Source organism: Arthrobacter sp. Soil761 (assembly GCF_001428325.1).
Taxonomy (GTDB): Bacteria; Actinomycetota; Actinomycetes; order Actinomycetales; family Micrococcaceae; genus Arthrobacter.
Genome location: NZ_LMSF01000023.1, coordinates 255,850 through 273,249 on the forward strand (window position 1 = coordinate 255,850; position 17,400 = coordinate 273,249).

Here is a 17,400-nt window from a genome sequence, read left to right on the forward strand (position 1 = left end):
TTGCCTTCGGGGCTCCGGCGGGGCACTGTTGAGGCATGAGCGAACAGCCGGGCCGGCGCCAGGAGACGCAGCACGAGGAGACCCACCGGCATCACGGGAACGACGGCGGCGGCGCGCCGGAAGGGGGCGGCGGCGGCATCGATCCCGCAGCGGCATGGGACGAGCGGTACCGCACCAAGGCGCGGCTTTGGAGCGGAAAGCCGAACCCGCAGCTGGTCCGGGAAGCCGGCGGACTTCGTCCGGGCAAGGCGCTGGAACTGGGATGCGGCGAAGGAGCCGACGCCATTTGGCTTGCCCAGCAGGGCTGGTCCGTGACCGCCGTCGACGTTTCCGCCGTCGCCCTGGAACGGGCGCATTCCCACGAACTGGCGGAACTGGCGCGGGAAAGCGTACGCGCGTCCAATGGCGACATCGCCAGCCGGATCACCTGGCAACTGGCGGACCTGACGCAGTGGCAACCCGGCACTTCCTATGACCTGGTGACGTCCCAGTTCCTGCATTCCCAGGAACTGGACTGGCGGATCCCGCTGCGCACGGCTGCCTCCGCCGTCAAGCCCGGCGGAACCCTGCTGGTGGTGGGCCACCACCCGGACCGGCTGCCGCCCTGGGGCAACGACCACCACCAGCACCTGGACATGTTCTACACGGGTGATGACGTGGTCCGCGAACTGAAGCTCAACGGCCCCGGGTGGCAGATCGAGGTCCTCACCAGCAGGGAGCGGCCGGTGACCGGGCCGGAGGGGCAGGAGGCGACCATTGCCGACGTCGTCCTGCGCGCCACCCGCCTGCCCTAGTTCCCCGCGGGCTTCCCGGCGGTGACGCGGGGTGCCACCAGTGCCGCGGCGACGCCGATGGCCGCGGTGAAGGCGAAGACGCCCGCGAAGGACTGGGCCGCCGTCGTAAAGGCTGCGAAGACGAGCCCTGTGGTGGCGAGCGACAATGCCCCGCCGAGGGAATCGGAGATGGACATGGCGGAGCTGTTGAAGCCTTCGTTCTCGTTGGTGGACAGCGCCAGGGTCATCACGCTCAGGCGCGGGTAGAGCAGGCCCATGCCGCCGCCCGCCAGGACCCAGCCGGCGATGGCGACGGCGGCCGGCCAGTGCAGCGCGGTGGTGGCCAGGGCCAGGAGCACGGCCGCCAGGACCATGAGCGACCCCACCCGGACGGCGCGGAGATCCGGGAGCCGGGAGCCCAGCCGGCCCTGGACAGCGGCGGCACCGGCCCAGGCCAGCGCACCCCCGGTGAGGGTCAGGCCCGCCAGGGTGGGCGGGAATTCGTACCGGTCGATCAGCAGGTAGGGCAGATAGACCTCGGCGCCGAAGAACGACGCCGAGGCGAGGCCCCGCGCCAGGATCACGCTCGGCAGCCCGCGGCGGGCTGTGAGGGTACCGGCGGGCACCAGGGGCCGGACAGCCACCAAGGCAAGGACGACGGCGGCGGACGCCAGGAGTGCCGTGGCGGCGGGAAAAGCGGGGATGCTGACGTCGGCGGAAAGGTTCAGGCCCAGCACGGCGAGCGCGGCCAGCGCCGCCCACCCCAGGCGTCCGGGGGCCCAGGGCGGAGCAGTGTTATCCGGCGCTCCTGTCTTTTCGCGCTCTGCAAGCCCCCGCAGTACCGGGGCGATCATTGCCAGCGCCGGAATGACCAGGCCAACCACACCCAGAAACACCCAGTGCCAGCTGAAGACCTGGGCCACGACGCCGGCGGCGAAGGGCCCCACCAGCGAGGGAACCACCCAGGCGGCCGAGAATGCGGCGAAGATCCTGGGGTGCAGCGGCCCGGGAAAGAACCGCGCCACCAGCACGTAAAGCGCCACGGTGAGGGCGCCGCCGCCGAGCCCCTGGACCAGCCGGCCGGCAACCAGCACGGGCATGGAGCTTGAGGTGCCCGCGATCAGCAGGCCGGCCACGAACAGTGCCACGGAGGTGTAGAGCGGCATGGCCGGGCCGCGGCGGTCGGACCAGTTGCCCGCGCCCACCATGCCGATCACGCCGGTTGCCAGGGGTCCCGCAAAGGCCAGGGCGTAGAGGCTTCCGCCGTTCAGTTCCCGGCTGACCAGGGGCATGATGGTGGTCACGGCAAGGGATTCGAAGGCGGCCAGGAACACCAGGGCGCAGGTGCCGATGGTGACCCAGAAGTACGGGGGCCGGAAGATCCCGGTGGCGGGATGGGCGGCCGGGAGGGTGGAGTCGCGCACAGCGTTCCCTAGCCCACGTACCGGTCCCGGCCGGAGCGGTAGCCGAAGACCGCCGCGAGCAGGCCGACCACCATGAACAGGACTCCGGCGGGAATGAAGGACCCGGTGGCCTGGTGCAGCTGGCCCACCATGAGGGTTCCCGTGGAGCCCACCCCGTAGCCAACACCCTGCATCATGCCCGAAAGATGGGCGGCGGTATGCCCGTCGCGCGTGCGGAGCATGATCAGGGTCAGCGCGCAGGCGGTAAGGCTTCCCTGCCCCAGCCCCAGCAGCCCGGCCCACACCCAGACCAGGTCCAGCGGGCCCAGGATGCTCAGCACGAACCCGCTGCCGGTCATCAGCGCCACCACCGTGTTGATGGCGCGCTGGTCCCGGAACCTGGCGGCCAGTGCGGGGGCGAACAGGGAACCCAGCATCTGCAGCACGATGCACACGGCAACGACCAGCCCCGCGGTGGCCCCGTCAACACCCCTCTCGCGGAGGATGGGGGCCATCCAGGCGAAGCCGCTGAAGGACATCATGGCCTGCAGCACCATGAAGATGGTCACCTGCCAGGCAACGGGTGAGCGCCACACGTTGACCCCGTCCCTGACCGCCTGGTGCCGGACGGTCCCCTGCCGAACGGCCACGGGAAGGAACAACAGAAGGACGACGGCGGCGGGCACCGCCCAGACCCACAGCGCCCTGGTCCACTCCCCCGTCGCGGTGTAGACCGGGTAGGTAAAGCCGGCACCGAGCGCGGCGGAGGCGCAAATCGCGGTGGTGTAGAGGCCGCCCATAAGTCCCAGCCGGTGCGGGAAGTCGCGCTTCACCAGGCCCGGAAGAAGCACGTTGCACAATGCGATGGCCGCGCCGCAGGCTGCCGTGCCCACCAGGAGGGCAGGCAGGTGGCCGGCGCCGCCCAGGGCAGCACCGGTGTCCACTGGCCGCAGCAGCAGCCCCGCGGTCAGCAGGGCCATGGCCCCCAGCAGCACCCGCTCCGCACCGAACCGGCGGGCCAGGACCGGCGCAAGCGGCGCGAACACCCCCAGCAGGGTGACGGGAACGGTGGTCAGCACCACCACGGACCAACCCGGCAGCGCTGCCTGCGAGGTCACCTCCGGAAGGACCGCGGAAAGGCTGGAAAAGACGCTGCGCAGGTTCAGTCCGATCAGGACCAGGCACACCCCCAGATAGGCAAGGGCACGGCGGCTGCCCACCCGGGTGGGCTCCGCTGCCGGAAGCTCATCGATTTCTGCGTCCACGAGCGTGCTGGTGTCCACCACGCTGCTGCCTGTCCGGGCCCTTCCCCGGGCGTCGCCGGAGGCATCCCCCCGCCGCTGCTTCTTCGCTTCGGCATTCGTTGCGTCCGTCATGCGCCCATTCTTGCAGGGAAGCGCCGCCGGGAGTTTTCCACATACGACGCCGGGTACCTTCCCGCACCCCCTGCAGCTTCATAGGTTGTAAGCAGCCGCAGGCCGGCAAATGGCTGGACCAACAAGCCGCACCAACTTGAGGGAGCATCATGGAAACGACGCCATCACAGGACCCCCACCCTCCCCTGCCCCCGGGCGTGCACGGCAATGGAGGGCCAGGCAACGGAGGAACAGGAAATGCAGGGCCAGGCAACAAGGGAACGAACAGCCTGGTCCTGGCGATTCTTGCCCCAGCGAGCATGTTCCTCACCGGGCCGCTGTCCATGTTCGCCATGTTGATGACCTACCCGGACGAAGGGCCGTCCCCAAGGCCGTGGGTAACCCCCATGGTGCTGTTCAGCCTGCCTCTCCTCTTCGCCGTACTGGCGCTGCGGCTGGCACTGCCTGCCCTGAAGGGGTCCCCGCGGGGATCGGGCAACTGGTCTGCCGCGGCAGTTTCCCTCTGCATCTGCGGCCTGGTCTTCGCCCTGGCCTTGGGCCCGGCACTCGACGCTATTGGCCTGTTCTGACCGCCCTGATCTTCCGCTGCCCCCGCGGCGCTATTCTGGAAGGGATGAGCGAATCCCCTGAAAACCCCCAGCAGCCGCATGTCCCCAGGCCCGTTACGCCCGGGACCCAGGCCTCCTTTGGCACCTACGGCGGCCGGCCTGTCAGCTTCGTGCGCCGCGGCACCAGGCTGCAGGGCCGGCGGCAGGCTGCCTGGGCAGAGCACGCCGAGCGCTGGGCCGTCAACGTTCCACGTCACGTGGCCAACACCTCGGTCCACCCCGACTACACCTTCGACGCCGCCGCAGAGTTCGGCCGGGAGGCCCCGCTTATCGTCGAAATCGGCTCCGGCCTTGGCGACGCCATCTGCCATGCGGCCGAACAGAACCCGGACACCAACTTCCTGGCCGTCGAGGTCTACACTCCGGGCTTGGCCAACACGATCATCAAGATCAACAGCCGCGGCCTGGACAACGTCCGGGTGGTGGAGGCAAATGCCCCGGAGGTGCTGGCCACCATGCTGCCCGAAGGCTCGGTCAGCGAACTGTGGGTCTTTTTCCCCGATCCCTGGCATAAGTCGCGGCATCACAAACGCCGGCTCATCCAGCCGGAGTTCGCCAAGCTGGCGGCCCGGGCGCTGAAGCCCGGCGGCCTGTTCCGGATCGCCACCGACTGGTCCAACTATGCCGTCCACGTCCGGGACGTCATGGCAGGCTCAGCGGACTTCGAGAACCTGCACACCGGCGAGCGCCGCGGACCCGAAAGCCCGCTCACCCAGGTGTGGCAGTCCGGCGTCGAATCGGTGGTGGGCGGCGCCCCCGTCCGCGAGGGACGCGCACCGGTGAGCACGGAGCACACCGGTCCCAACGAAGGCGTGGATGAAACGGGCGGCTGGGCTCCCCGCTTCGAGGGCAGGATCCGGACCAGCTTCGAGTCGAAGGCCCACGAGGCAGGCCGCCTGATCTTCGATCTCTGCTACCGCCGCCGCTGAGGGGTGCCGGGCGGCGGTCAGGCCACGCTGATCGAGGCCACGATCTCCTTGAGCATGTCCAGCCGGGGTTCGGCCTCCGGGTTCAGGTAGGGCCAGATGACCACCACGCCAATGAACCGCCCGCTTTCCCACACGCCCACGGTGGCCGCCACCTTGGCCGGCCCGCCGTCGTCGTCATATCCCACAACCACCGCATAGGCGGCCTTGCCGGGCAGGTTCAGCCCGCCCTCCGCCAGGAGGGTGCCGCCGCGTTCCTCAAGGTAGAACCCTGACATCAGGTGCGCCCAGCCGGTGGCCTGCGGCGCATCCTGCACCGAGGTATCGTCCTTGATCACCGTGACCAGGACGCCGCCCAGCAGGCCGTACTGCTCGCTGTTGGGCCCGGCCGTGGAATCATCCAGGACCTGGGTGTGCTCGGGAAAGTCTGCGGTGAAGCCCAGCGGGGATTCGATGTGCACTGACATTGGTTTCAGAGCCTCTCGAGCTTGGTGTCATTGGGGACTTTGTAGTATGTGGACACGTTGGTGGTGGACTGGTTCTCGGTCTTGACCTCCACCTCACCCACCTTGACGTCGAACCCTGCCTCGTTGGTGGCCGTCAGCACGGAGTTCACCTGGATGGTGGCGGAGCCGGCCTCGTACAGGCGGGCGGCGTCGCGGGCGGCGCCCGCCTCATTCCCCAGGGCGACGTTGCGAAGGTAGCTGTCAATGACGGGCCGGTTCTCCGGTGAGTAGTCCACATCAATCTTCACCGTCCCCTGCGTTCCGGCGGTCACGGTGGAATCGAACTTGGCGGCCTCGGATTTCACGCCGGAGGTCACCCCCTGGGCCACGGTGCCGTCCATGGATACGGAGACTGACTCGATGTTGTTGCCCTTGTCCATGGTGACCTGCAGCCCGCCCTTGCCGGAGGCCTCGAAGACCCTGCCGTCCAGGTTGAGCTTGCCCTGCGCCGAGACCTCGCCGCTGGCTGTGGAGGTACCGTCTGTGAGGTTCCGCTCGTACGCAAGGTCAAGCTTTGCCCCGCCGGACGCGGTGCCGGCCTCACCCTCGGCAGCCAGCGAAAACGTGCCCTTGGCCTTGTCCGTCTGCCCTGTGGAGCCGTTGTCCTTCGCCGCATCATTGATGGTGTCCAGGATGTATCCGGGCGGGTTGCCCGCCACGTCCTTGATCTCGCCGATGCTGTCCGGCGGGAGGTCGCGGTACATCTGTTGGCGCGCCGCCATCGCTTCCTCAACGCTGGCGAACGTGTACTCGCGGGAGACCTCCCCGGTCAGTGTTGCCCCCGCCGTTCCGGTGGTGTCGTTGACGCCCAGGCCCATGTTTCCGTAAACCTTCATCGTGGCGGAACCATCGGCGTTCTCCACCACTTCGGTCCCCACCTCGGCACCGCCATGGACCCAGGCCACCCGGGCCTCGATGGAGGCCTTCCCGGTCTCCGAGTAAACCGGAATGTCCGCCTTTGCCAGCTCCTGCAGGTGCTGCTTGGCCAGCTGTTGGGCGGCGGCGGGAATGCCGCCATCCATGCGCATCAGGTCCTCGGCGAAAGGGCCGTCGCTGCCTTCGCCCTCAATCAGGTATTTCCGGTCCGCGTCGGAGAGGCCGGCCCACCACTTCGCCTGCTCTTCCGGGCTGGCGTTAAGCATCCGGTCCAGCCCGGACTCGAGCTCCCGGCGGTGTTCTGCCGCCGCCCTGGCTGCCTCGGCCTTGTCCCTGAGCCATTCCCTGGCCTGCGCGGCCAGCGACGTCAGCCGGTCCCAAGCGCTGGTGCCGGACCCGCCGGCGGCCGAAGCCTTTTCCTGCTCGTCGGCATGCTTCATCAGGATTTTCGAGTTCTCCCGCAGGCTGGCCACCACCTTGTCCAGGCTGGGCCGGTGGCTGGCACTCCACTCCTGGCGGAAGCGGTCCCCGTCCCGGCCTTTCCACGGCGCGGACTGGATCTGGCTGTGCAGTGACCCTGCCCGGCTGCTCAGCAGCGACGCTGCCTGGTCTGCCGCCTTGGCCAGCGCCCGCAACTGGCTGGTGTCTGCGCCGTAAAAAGTCATGGTTCCCCCGGGAAAGTGCGGTACGTGTCAATCGCTGGTCCTTATGGTTGCACAGGCTGCCGGGGCCCGGCGATGGGGATCCCTCCCCATCGCCCGCGGCTGCCTGTGCAACCGGGCATCGGGTGGCCGGTCTCCTGTGGAGCCGTGCCGGGCGGGCTGCTCGAGGCCGGCTGTTCCGGGCCCGGCTGTTCGGGGCCGGCTGTTCCGGGCCCGGCTGTTCCGGGCCCGGCTGTTCCGGGCCCGGCCGGCATGGCACGATTACCCGTGTAAGAAGGGCACGCACAGCGGCGCACAACGCGCCTGTCCAAAGGAACGACGATCAAAGAAGAACTGAAACAGGCCGTCGACACGGCAGAGGACGTCACCAATTCGCGCGTCCTCGAGATCCTGGCACGGTCCGGATTCGCAGCCAGCGGCATCCTGCACCTGCTGGTGGGTGCCATCGCCATCCGCCTGGCCATGGGCGGGACGGGCCACGCCGATTTCAGCGGCGCCGTTGCCGAACTTGCCACCATGCCCGTGGGGCCGTTCCTGCTGTGGGGAAGCTTCGCCGCCTGCGCCGCACTGTCCCTCTGGCAGACCGGCGACGCCATCTTCGACTTCAACCACCAGCCCACCAGGAAGAAGATCAAGAACAAGGCCAAGGCCGCCCTGCAGGCGATCGTGTACGCCGTCCTGGCCCTGACCCTGTGGCACTTCGCCATGGGCACGGGGACGGGCGATGACAACCGGAAGGCCGCCAGCGACTTCACCATTTCCATGATGCAGGCCCCTGGCGGGGTGGCGCTGCTCGTCCTGATCGGCGTGGCGGTGGCAGTCACGGGCGTGGCGTACGGCATCCGGGGACCAAAGAAATCGTTTGAGAAGCAGTTGCGGATGCCTTCCCCCGGCCCGGCCAGGACAGCGGTGACGGCCCTGGGGGTGGCGGGCTACCTGGCCAAGGGAACCGTGCTGCTGCTGGCCGGACTGCTTATCGCCATCGCCACGCTCAAGGAGCACCCTGAGGATTCCACCGGCCTGGACGGCGGGCTGCGGGCCCTCCGCGACCAGCCGCTGGGCCCCTACCTGCTGGCCGCGGTGGGAGCCGGACTGGTCTGCTACGGCGCATACATGATCATGCGCGCGCGGCTGGCCAAAATGACCAAGTAAGCCGTCAATCAGCATGGTTAGGTAGAGGCATGCCCCAGGTACGTGCCGAACGCTTGATCCGCATCGATCCGGAGACTGCCTTCGCCCTCTCCCAAACCACCGGGGACTTCCGGCTCAAGTGGGACCCTTTCATCTCCGCCCAGGGCTTCCTTGACGGCGCCCGGGCGCCAGGAAAAGGCGTCCGCACCCGCACCAGGTCCCGGCTTGGCCTGGCGATGGTGAGCCAGTATGTCTCCTATGCGCCGCCCCGCAACGTGGGCATGACCATGGTCTCCGGCCCCTGGTTCTTCACCAACTTCGGCGGCGGCTGGCGTTTCACGGCGGACGACGGCGGCACCCGGGCGGTCTGGAAATACACCTTTTCGTGCCGCCCGGCTGCGCTCCGGCCCCTCATGGAACGGATCGGCAGCCGGCTGCTGGGCTACGAGATCGAACGGCGGATCGAGGCCTTCGCCCGCGCCTGCGAGGACGAGTTACTGGTCGCGGAGTTCAGGGGACTCACACCCTAGGGAACGGTAATGACCGCCACCGCGTGCTGGGCGCCGTCGCGCAGTTCCACGCTTGAGATGCTGCCCAGCTGGATGGGGGTTGCCCCGGTGACCTTGACCTTCCCGCTCGGGGTGGCCGTCCAGGCGCAGGCACGGTCCTCCCCGCCGGCGCGGTCGCGCACCCACAGTGAAAGGGTCCCTTCCGCCGGGAGGCTGCTGCCGCTCACCGCAAGCTCGGTTCCCCACGTCTTCCGGGCCATGTCGATGTTGACCTGCAGCCCTCCCCCGGATGCCACCGAGTAGGTGGCGTCCGGATGCGGCGGCCTGGCGAGCAGGGGACCCACCGCCAGTCCCACGGCCAGGCACGCGGCGGCAAGGGCACCTGCCAGCGCCGCCCACCGCCGTCGTAATGTCCGACGCCGGCTGGCCAGTTCGTCGAGCAGGCGGGCAGGGGTGGCGCCGGCACCCCCGCTGCCGCCGGGGACGGCGGTCAGGGCCACGGCGTCGGGGACCGGAACGGAGTCAAGGAGCATGGGCACCTTCTCCAGCACCGCCAGTTCCCTGCGGCAGGCGCCGCAGTCCTGGAGGTGCGCCTCGAAGAGTGCGAGGTCGTCGGGATCCAGGCCGCCCAGCACGTAGGCACCCAGCAGGTGGTGGAGGTCGGTGTTCACCGCTCCACCCCCATCTCGTCCAGGATGGTGCGCAGTGCCCGAAGCGCGTAGAAGGCGCGGGATTTGACCGTTCCGCTGGGGATGTTGAGCTGGACGGCCGCCTCGTTGACCGTGAACCTGCGGTAGTGCAGGGCCACCAGGACGTCCCGGTGTTCCTTGCTCAGCCGCAGCAGCGCTTCCTCCATCAGGACCCGGTTGAGCATCTCGTCAACGCGGCCCATCACTGCGGCGGGGTCGGTAAGGCTGCTCTCCAGCGCCTCGTTCGGCCGGCGCTGGCTCCGGCGGTAATTGTCGATCATGATGTTCCTGGCCGTGCGGTACAGATAACTGCGGAAGCTGCCGTTGATGTCCGGCGCGTGCTGCCAGACGCGCAGCACGGTTTCCTGCACCACGTCCTCCGCGAGCTGCGGATCCCGGACGGCGCTGAGCACGAACCGGCGCAGGGCGCTGCCGTGTTCACGGTAGATGGCTTCCACCACCTTGTCGTCAAGTGGCATCCCGCTTCCCCCATCCCTGCCCGTTCACATCACTGCACAGCGTGGAACGCCACGGCATCCTGCGCTCCCGGCTGTTACCACGTTGGGCAGCAGGAAAAGGTTCAACCGGGTGGCTCCGGAGCGCGCCTGTGAACCATTCTTTACCTGGAAGCGTCGTAGGGGTTAGCGTCCGGCAATTCAGCTCCGGGCGCCTGCACCAGCATCAGCAGGAAACACCAGCCAAGGAGCACATCATGAAGCACCATGTCGGGCCAGGCCTTGCCATCCTGGCCCTGGCAGCAGCCCTCACCGGCTGCGGCAGCAGCACCGGGACCACTCCGTCGGCCACCAGCCCGGCCACGGGTGCCTCCAGCACCGCGTCCGCCACGGCTTCTTCGTCCGGCACCGCCTCAGCCTCCGCGTCATCGACCCAGGCGGGCGCCGCCGTCGACCTCAAAACGGCATCCTCATCCGCAGGCAGCATTGTGGTGGATGCGAAGGGAATGAGCCTCTACTTCTTCACCAAGGACACCAAGGACTCCGGCACCAGCGCCTGCACCGGCTCCTGCCTGGTCCAGTGGCCGCCGCTGACCACCACCTCGGGCTCCCCCGCGGGCGAAGGCGTGACCGGCAAGCTGGGCACCATCAGCACCCCTGACGGGAAGAAGCAGGTGACACTGAACGGCATGCCACTCTACTACTTCGCAAAGGACACCAAGCCGGGCGACATCCTGGGCCAGGGCGTGGGCGGCGTCTGGTACCTGTCGGACCCGTCGGGCGCGATGATCAAGGCAGCCGGCCAGGGCTACTAGGCCTGCAGGCCCACCGGTCCGGCCTACTTCAGGGGAACGTCCGGGACCTTGCCCGGGACGGGGACTTCCGTGGGCACGGGAACGGGCAGCTTGGAGCTTGGTTCCAGGCCCTTCCTGACATCCTCCGTAACGGTGGCGGGCAGTGACGGCTCCGTAGCCGCGGGCTGCTGCGTGGCAGCCCCATGGCTCGGCGTGTTTCCGTGTGCCGGAACACCCGACGGCGCCGCACCGGCAGGTGCCGAAGCCGGGGCCGGTGCCGCCGGGACGGCGTCCGGGCCGCTGGTTGCCTGCGGGGCAGGCGCCGCAGGCTGTGGCGCGGGCACCTGCGGCATGTCGTGGCCGGTGGGTGCCGCAGTGGACCCTGTCACGAATGACGTGACGGCGTGGTTCAGCTGGGTGAAGGATTCCCGGAACCCCTGGTCCGAAGCAGCGGCAACGGCACCACCTGCCGAGAGCGAAGCGGCAACAGACAAGGTGGTGAGCGTGACCCGGCGCTTGGCCTTGCGGCGCGCGGCGAGTTCATCGGCCGGGCGGCCGGCCGGACGCGTGGACGGTGCCGCAGGTTCGGCGGCGGAGAGCACCGTGGTGGGGGCGGGGCCGGCAGCGGAAGTTCCCGCCATCAGGGCCGCGATTTCGGCGGAGGGCTCAGGGGCGCCTGCCCCGAGGGCGCGCAGGTTGACCAGGGCATCACGGAGCTGGCCGTCGTCGTCCACGCCGGCCTCCAGCAGGAGCTGGTCAACGGTCCCGTCGTTGCGGGATCCTGCGGTGTCACTCATGGTTCGCCTGGTTTCTCTTGAGCGTTTGGGCCTTGAGGTTCTGCAGGGCGCGGCGCTGGAGCTGTTTGATGGCTCCGGCGCTCTTGCCCATGATGTCGGCCACCTGGTCGATGGACAGGTCCGCCACGACGCGCAGGGCCAGCACTTCCTGGTGTTCCGCGCTGAGGCCTTCCAGCATCGCCGCGGCCCCGGCGGTCAGTTCCACGGCCTGGTCCTCCGCGGACGGCGAGGTGCGGCCGTCCTGCTGGGGATCGTACGGTGTCAGCTGCGGCCTGCGCTCCAGCCGGCGGTAGTGGTCCACCATGCGGGCATGCGCGATGGAAAAGAGCAGGGACTTGGCGCCCGCCGAGCCGCCGGTGAGGCTGCCGATTTTGGGATAAAAGGCCAGGAAGACGTCCTGGGTGACGGCTTCGGGATCATCGAGGCCGCGGGCCTTGAGGTAGCCGTGCACCGGCCCCGCGAAGGTTCGATAGGCAGCCGCGAACAACACGGCCGGATCGGTTCCGGCCGCGTTGTCGAATATGTCGATCTCTTCCTGGACCAAAGTGTCTAGCACCAGCGGCTCCTCCATCCCGGGATCCGGCCCGCGCCCTGTCCCGGTTTCCGGTACGGACTGCCAGTCTCCGTGGCCTTCCAGCTGCCTCTTTGCAGGCCTGGCGGGGGTGCACTTCCAAAGGCGTGCGCGCCCGGCCGGCTGCCTGGACTGCGGCCGCAGCCGGAGCGGCGGCCGCAGTCCAGACTAGCCAAGGTGCCTTAGCGGGTGGAAACCGACGGAGCGTGCACGGTGTCGCCGCCCACGGCGGGAACGGCAGGAACGGCAGGAACAGCGGTTGCGCCGTCGGCACCCGGGACGGCAGGAACTGCCGGAACGGCGGGAGCGGACGGCAGCTCAGGCTTCTCAGCCTCGACGGCAGCGGAGCCCTTGGCCTCGGCCGCAGCCTTGGCAGCGGCATCGGCCTTGGCCACGACGTCGGTGCAGTAGCCCTCGATGTTCGCCTCACCCTGGGCTGCGATGGACAGCGAGGAGAACGCCTTGGAGGAAGCGTCCACGCCACCGTGGGTGTAGGCGGTGCACAGGCCCAGGGCCGCCGGGCCGGCGGCGTCAACGGCGGTGTTGGCTGCCGCGGAAGCAGTCGCACCGGCGGTGACCTTGTCGTCGGAGGCCGCAGCCGAACCGGAAGCCGTGGCGGAAGCATCGGCGTCGGCGGTCTTCAGGGCACCGGTCACAGCTTCGGTCGCCGTGGGCGCCGGGGTGGCCTGGGCGTCAGCCGCTGCTTCGGCTGCAAGCTTGGGGGCAGGTGCGCCGAAGAGCTCGTGGGCGGTCTGCTGGGCCTGGGTGGGAAGGACGCCCGAGACGGCGGCGGCGCCGGTTCCTCCCACTGCCAGGGTTCCTGCAGCCAGGACTCCGGCGGCGACTTTGCTGGTGGCGAGAACGGTGAACACAGACATCTAACTTCTCCAAACCTAGACAACACATCGGATCGGGTCCGCCGGGCGGACCCATCACGGACTACATCGCCTCCGGTTGCGGAAAGGTTACGGGCGCCTCGAATTTTCTTTCTCCCTGGGAACCAGGGTTGCCGCGAGGCGCTGGATATACGGGCCCACTTCCTCATCGTCCAGCACCAGAAGGTCCGCCTGGGCGCGCAGCCAGCGGGCATTGAGGGCAGTGATGTTTTCGCGTTCCAGCAGCTCTTCATACTCGCCGTCGAGCTCTTCCATCCGGAAGACGCCGTCGGGCACGGCACCGATGCCATCGATGCCGTCCAGGTAGGCGGCAGCTGTTTCGGCGGTCAGTGCGTCGTAGGCGTCCACGGCGCGGTTGAACAGGTCCAGGTGCGCGCCGGCGCCCATTCCGGCCATCCCCTCCCGGACCAGCGTGTCCATGGCGGACCGTGCGGCCGCCATGACGGCGTATTGCGCGAACCCGCCCTCCAGGGCCTGGCAAAGGTAGAAGTCCACAAAATAGCTGCGGACGGCCACGGGGGACATGTCCTCCGTGGCCAGCAGGGCGTTGTGCATTGCATCGATGATGGCCACGTTGGCCTCCACCACCTCCTCGTCCCTGCCTTCGATGCTGCTGCTGGTCAGGACGACGGGCTGCTGGCTGGTGGTCATGGCACTCCTTGCTGGGGTGGTGGTACGCCGGACGCCTTCACGCTACGGCGGCCGGGCCACGGCAGGATCGGCGGACAAATGAACGTCAAGCGAAGTTTTCGGGGCCGGCCGGGAAGGCGCCCGGCATGGGCGTGCCGCGGGGCGAACTAAGATGGATCAGATAACCACCCACCGGACCCGGCCCCGCCGTGACCTGCCGAAAGTAGCGCGTACATGCCATCCCAACCGGACGAAAGTGCGGAACTGGCAATACAGACACCCGCCATCAACGACCGCTCGCTGGCGGCCGGGCTGGCCTATGCCATGGCGAGCAGGGTCTCGGGAATATCGTTCGACGGCGGCACCGGCCTCATGCTGGGAAAGGTCCGGGGCGGTGCGGAGGTCCCTTATTCCACCACGGCCAAGCTGGTCCGGAAGGCGGGCGGCTGGAGCTGCACCGTGGGAGTGTGCAGCTGCCCGGTCCGCAAGGACTGCAAGCACGTGGCGGCCTTGCTGTTCGCGGCGGAGGACAACCCGTCCATCCGGGTGCAGCTGCTGGCGCCGTCCACCTCCACGCAGGTATCCCGCGCACCCTCGGCGGTCCTGTCCGACTGGGAACAGGCCCTCAGCCCGCTGATTTCCCAGCCCGGTTCAGCCCCTTCCACCAGCGGCGTTCCCCTGGCCCTGCAGTTCGAGATCGAGGAACCGCCGCCGCATTTCTCCTACACGGGGCGCCGGGACCCGGTGCGCGGGGTGCGGCAGCTCAAGGCGCGGCCCGTCATCATGGGGGCCAAGGGCAAGTGGATCCGCGGCGACGTTTCCTGGAACACCCTGAACTACCTGAACTTCCGGCGCGAATCCAACCAGGCGCACGTGGAATGGCTGCAGGAGTTCCTCGCCGGCCACTCCTCTACCGCCAGCCGGATGCACAACTCCGCGGGACTGTGGCTGAGCCTGAACTCCTACTCGGGGAAGAACCTGTGGAGCCTGCTGTCCGAGGCCGGGAAGATCGGGCTCGCCCTGGTCCACTCGCGCGGCACCGGGCCGGTCCGGCTGGCCGAGGCCCCTGCCGCCGTCGGGCTTTCGCTGAGCCGGTACGGCACTCCGGTGGCGGACGCCGCTGAGGCCGGCACCACCGCCGGGACCTCCGACGGCGGGCTGGAGCTGTCGCCCACCGTCACCGTGGAGGGCGCTGAGGTTGATCCGGCGTCGGTGGGCACCATCGGCCGGCCGGCGCACGGGCTGTTCTTCACATCCGGCGAGGCCGCGCTGCCCGGCGTTCCCGACCCCGACGGAACCATCACCCTGGCGCCGCTGGAGAACGGGCTCAGCGAGGAACTGCTGGCGTTCGTCACGGCCGCAAGCACCCTGCACATACCGGCCAGGGACGAGTCACGCTTCCTCACGGGCTTTTATCCAAAGCTCAAGCAGGCGGCCCGGGTGACGGCCCGCGACGAGTCGGTGGAACTGCCCGAACTGGCCGTCCCCACCCTGTCGCTGTTGGCCAATTACGGGGCGGACCACCGGGTGCGGCTGCACTGGGAGTGGCACTACAAGACCGGCAAGCTGGTCACCGCGCAACCTCTGTGGCGGCACCCCGGCGATGCGGGCTACCGCGATGACACGGCTGAGTCCCGCATCCTTGAGGGCATTGGCCGTCCGTGGGACGTGGTGCCCGCGCTGGGCGAGTCCGCCACGGGCGGCTGGGGCACTCCCCGGCTGGCCGCGTCGGCCGAACTGACGGGCCTGGACACGCTGGCCTTCACCGAGGAAGTGCTGCCGCGGCTGCGGGAGGCGCCGGACGTTGACGTGGAGACGGTGGGCGACATCGCCGACTACCGCGAGGCTGAAGAAGCCCCGGTGGTGTCCATCTCCACCAAGGCAACCGAACAGCGCGACTGGTTCGACCTGGGCATCCAGATTTCCCTGGAAGGCCAGCCTGTTTCCTTCGCCGCCGTGTTCTCCGCCCTGGCCGCGGGACAGACCAAGATGCTGCTGCCCAGCGGCGCCTACTTCTCCCTTGACCTCCCGGAACTGCACCAGCTGCGGGCCCTGATCGAGGAAGCCAGGGCGCTGCAGGACAACAAGGATGCGCCGCTGCAGATCAGCCGGTTCCAGGCGGGGCTCTGGGATGAACTGGCACAGCTGGGAATCGTGGACGAACAGGCCGCGGCCTGGCGGTCCGCCGTGGGCGGTCTCTTGGAGGGCGGCACGGACGGGCTGCCGCTGCCCCCCACCTTGAACGCGGAGCTGCGGCCGTACCAGCTGGAGGGCTACAACTGGCTCAGCTTCCTGTACAAGCACGGGTTGGGCGGCATCCTGGCTGACGACATGGGCCTGGGCAAGACCGTGCAGGCCCTGGCCTTGATGTGCGCCGCCAAGGAGCTGGCCGCCGCGGCTGCTTCGTCCCTCGGGAATACCGACGGCGGGAACACCGACGACGTGAATACCAACGCCGGTGCTGCCGCTGCCGCTGAAAGCCGGCCCGCCGCCGTCGCGCCTTTCCTGGTGGTGGCGCCCACCAGCGTGGTGGGCAACTGGGCCCTCGAAGCGGCCCGGTTTGCGCCGGGGCTGACCGTTCGGACGGTCGGCGAGACCTTTGCCAAGAGCGGCCAGGAGGTGGCGGAGGCCCTTGACGGTGCCGACATCGTCATCACCTCCTATGCCTTGTTCCGCATCGATTACGAGGCCTACGCCTCCCGCACCTGGAACGGGCTGGTGCTGGATGAGGCGCAGTTCGTCAAGAACCACCAGTCCAAGGCGTACCAGTGTGCACGGAAGCTGCCGGCCGCGTTCAAGCTCGCCATCACGGGCACTCCGCTGGAGAACAACCTCATGGAATTCTGGGCGCTGACCTCCATCGTGGCCCCCGGCCTGTTCTCCAGCCCCAAGCGCTTCGCGGAGTACTACCAGAAGCCGGTGGAAAAGAACGGCGACAAGGGGCAGCTGGAAAAACTCCGCCGCCGGGTCCGCCCGCTGATGATGCGCCGAACCAAGGACCAGGTGATCAAGGACCTGCCGCCCAAGCAGGAACAGATCCTTGAAGTGGTGCTGAACCCGCGGCACCAGAAGGTGTACCAGACGCACCTGCAGCGCGAGCGCCAGAAGATCCTGGGACTGATCGAGGACGTCAACAAGAACCGGTTCACCATCTTCCAGTCGCTGACCCTGCTGCGGCAGTTGAGCCTGGACGTGTCGCTGGTGGACCCGGCGTTGTCAGCGGTGCGGTCCAGCAAGCTGGATGTGTTGTTCGAACAGCTCGAGGACCTGGTGGCCGAGGGGCACCGCGCGCTGATCTTCAGCCAGTTCACCGGGTTCCTGGGCAAGGTCCGGGAGCGCCTGGACGAGGAGGACATCGAGTACTGCTACCTCGACGGCAGCACGCGGAACCGCGCCGACGTGGTCAGTGAGTTCAAGAACGGCAGCGCGCCGGTGTTCCTGATTTCGCTGAAGGCCGGCGGTTTTGGGCTCAACCTCACGGAGGCCGACTACGTGTTCCTGCTCGATCCGTGGTGGAACCCGGCGTCCGAGGCGCAGGCTGTTGACCGGACGCACCGGATCGGCCAGGCCCGGAACGTGATGGTGTACCGGCTGGTGGCCAAGGACACTATCGAGGAGAAGGTCATGGCGCTGAAGACCCGGAAGTCTCAGCTGTTTGCCGACGTCATGGAGGGCGATGCCCTGGCCGGCGGGGCCATCACGGCCGAGGACCTGGCGGGCCTGTTCAAGGAGTAGGTCCCGTCGTTACCGACGCGCATCCTGGTTTTCGACGTGCATCTTCACTGTCGCGGCCCACAT

General features: G+C 68.5%; 17 protein-coding genes. 7 read left to right on the top strand and 10 right to left on the bottom strand.

The window, feature by feature from the left end:
• Positions 1 to 35 precede the first annotated feature (35 nt).
• The gene (locus tag ASG79_RS13320) at positions 36 to 794 is read left to right on the top strand and encodes an SAM-dependent methyltransferase (protein ID WP_056391790.1); all 759 of its coding nucleotides are present in this window, start codon (positions 36 to 38) and stop codon (positions 792 to 794) included.
• Here ASG79_RS13320 and ASG79_RS13325 read toward each other — a convergent pair.
• Both ASG79_RS13325 and ASG79_RS13330 read right to left on the bottom strand, forming a co-directional pair.
• Positions 791 to 2,197, bottom strand: a complete 1,407-nt coding sequence (locus tag ASG79_RS13325; RefSeq protein WP_056391793.1) for an MFS transporter — start codon at positions 2,195 to 2,197, stop codon at positions 791 to 793. The genes ASG79_RS13320 and ASG79_RS13325 overlap by 4 nt on opposite strands.
• A gap of 8 nt (positions 2,198 to 2,205) precedes the next feature.
• Positions 2,206 to 3,552 carry an MFS transporter gene (locus tag ASG79_RS13330; protein WP_200953171.1) on the bottom strand — a complete coding sequence of 449 codons (1,347 nt, stop codon included), beginning with the start codon at positions 3,550 to 3,552 and terminating at the stop codon, positions 2,206 to 2,208.
• A gap of 149 nt (positions 3,553 to 3,701) precedes the next feature.
• Here ASG79_RS13330 and ASG79_RS13335 point away from each other — a divergent pair, with 149 nt between their 5' ends.
• Positions 3,702 to 4,121, top strand: a complete 420-nt coding sequence (locus tag ASG79_RS13335; RefSeq protein ID WP_156400205.1) for a hypothetical protein — start codon at positions 3,702 to 3,704, stop codon at positions 4,119 to 4,121.
• 44 nt (positions 4,122 to 4,165) lie between these two features.
• Positions 4,166 to 5,089, top strand: coding sequence for a tRNA (guanosine(46)-N7)-methyltransferase TrmB (trmB, locus tag ASG79_RS13340; protein ID WP_018770074.1), 924 nt, complete (start codon positions 4,166 to 4,168; stop codon positions 5,087 to 5,089).
• 17 nt (positions 5,090 to 5,106) lie between these two features.
• Here the strand turns inward: trmB and ASG79_RS13345 are convergent, their stop codons facing one another.
• Positions 5,107 to 5,553 (bottom strand): hypothetical protein, encoded by a 447-nt coding sequence (locus ASG79_RS13345; protein WP_018770073.1) that lies wholly within the window; start codon positions 5,551 to 5,553, stop codon positions 5,107 to 5,109.
• A gap of 5 nt (positions 5,554 to 5,558) precedes the next feature.
• On the bottom strand, positions 5,559 to 7,133 hold the full coding sequence (locus tag ASG79_RS13350; protein ID WP_056391798.1) for a hypothetical protein: 1,575 nt from the start codon (positions 7,131 to 7,133) through the stop codon (positions 5,559 to 5,561).
• 330 nt (positions 7,134 to 7,463) lie between these two features.
• On the opposite strand from ASG79_RS13350, the gene ASG79_RS13355 reads away from it, so the two are divergent.
• Together ASG79_RS13355 and ASG79_RS13360 are read left to right on the top strand one after the other, a co-directional pair.
• Complete coding sequence (locus ASG79_RS13355) at positions 7,464 to 8,282, top strand: DUF1206 domain-containing protein (protein ID WP_043425048.1); 819 nt, start codon at positions 7,464 to 7,466, stop codon at positions 8,280 to 8,282.
• A gap of 29 nt (positions 8,283 to 8,311) precedes the next feature.
• Positions 8,312 to 8,791, top strand: a complete 480-nt coding sequence (locus ASG79_RS13360; RefSeq protein WP_056391801.1) for an SRPBCC family protein — start codon at positions 8,312 to 8,314, stop codon at positions 8,789 to 8,791.
• Here ASG79_RS13360 and ASG79_RS13365 read toward each other — a convergent pair.
• Positions 8,788 to 9,441 (bottom strand): anti-sigma factor family protein, encoded by a 654-nt coding sequence (locus ASG79_RS13365; RefSeq protein ID WP_018770069.1) that lies wholly within the window; start codon positions 9,439 to 9,441, stop codon positions 8,788 to 8,790. The two genes, ASG79_RS13360 and ASG79_RS13365, sit on opposite strands and share 4 nt — an antisense overlap.
• A complete protein-coding gene (locus ASG79_RS13370) occupies positions 9,438 to 9,938 on the bottom strand; it encodes a sigma-70 family RNA polymerase sigma factor (protein WP_056391805.1) in 501 nt (166 codons plus the stop codon). Before ASG79_RS13370 ends, ASG79_RS13365 begins: the two co-directional genes overlap by 4 nt.
• Before the next feature lie 233 nt (positions 9,939 to 10,171).
• On the opposite strand from ASG79_RS13370, the gene ASG79_RS13375 reads away from it, so the two are divergent.
• Positions 10,172 to 10,729: a hypothetical protein gene (locus tag ASG79_RS13375; protein ID WP_018770067.1), complete on the top strand. Its 558-nt coding sequence runs from the start codon at positions 10,172 to 10,174 to the stop codon at positions 10,727 to 10,729.
• 23 nt (positions 10,730 to 10,752) lie between these two features.
• Here ASG79_RS13375 and ASG79_RS13380 read toward each other — a convergent pair whose 3' ends face one another.
• The 4 genes from ASG79_RS13380 to ASG79_RS13395 all read right to left on the bottom strand — a co-directional run bounded on the left by ASG79_RS13380 (position 10,753) and on the right by ASG79_RS13395 (position 13,623).
• A complete protein-coding gene (locus tag ASG79_RS13380) occupies positions 10,753 to 11,505 on the bottom strand; it encodes a hypothetical protein (RefSeq protein WP_056391808.1) in 753 nt (250 codons plus the stop codon).
• Positions 11,498 to 12,076, bottom strand: coding sequence for an RNA polymerase sigma factor (locus tag ASG79_RS13385; protein ID WP_056391811.1), 579 nt, complete (start codon positions 12,074 to 12,076; stop codon positions 11,498 to 11,500). The genes ASG79_RS13380 and ASG79_RS13385 overlap by 8 nt, the downstream gene beginning before the upstream one ends.
• Before the next feature lie 182 nt (positions 12,077 to 12,258).
• A complete protein-coding gene (locus ASG79_RS13390) occupies positions 12,259 to 12,954 on the bottom strand; it encodes a hypothetical protein (RefSeq protein ID WP_056391814.1) in 696 nt (231 codons plus the stop codon).
• Positions 12,955 to 13,041: 87 nt separating this feature from the next.
• Entirely contained in the window at positions 13,042 to 13,623 is a 582-nt protein-coding gene (locus tag ASG79_RS13395; RefSeq protein WP_235509806.1) for a hypothetical protein, read from the bottom strand.
• A 213-nt stretch (positions 13,624 to 13,836) separates the two neighbouring features.
• On the opposite strand from ASG79_RS13395, the gene ASG79_RS13400 reads away from it, so the two are divergent.
• A complete protein-coding gene (locus ASG79_RS13400) occupies positions 13,837 to 17,337 on the top strand; it encodes a DEAD/DEAH box helicase (RefSeq protein WP_056391817.1) in 3,501 nt (1,166 codons plus the stop codon).
• Positions 17,338 to 17,400: the final 63 nt, after the last annotated feature.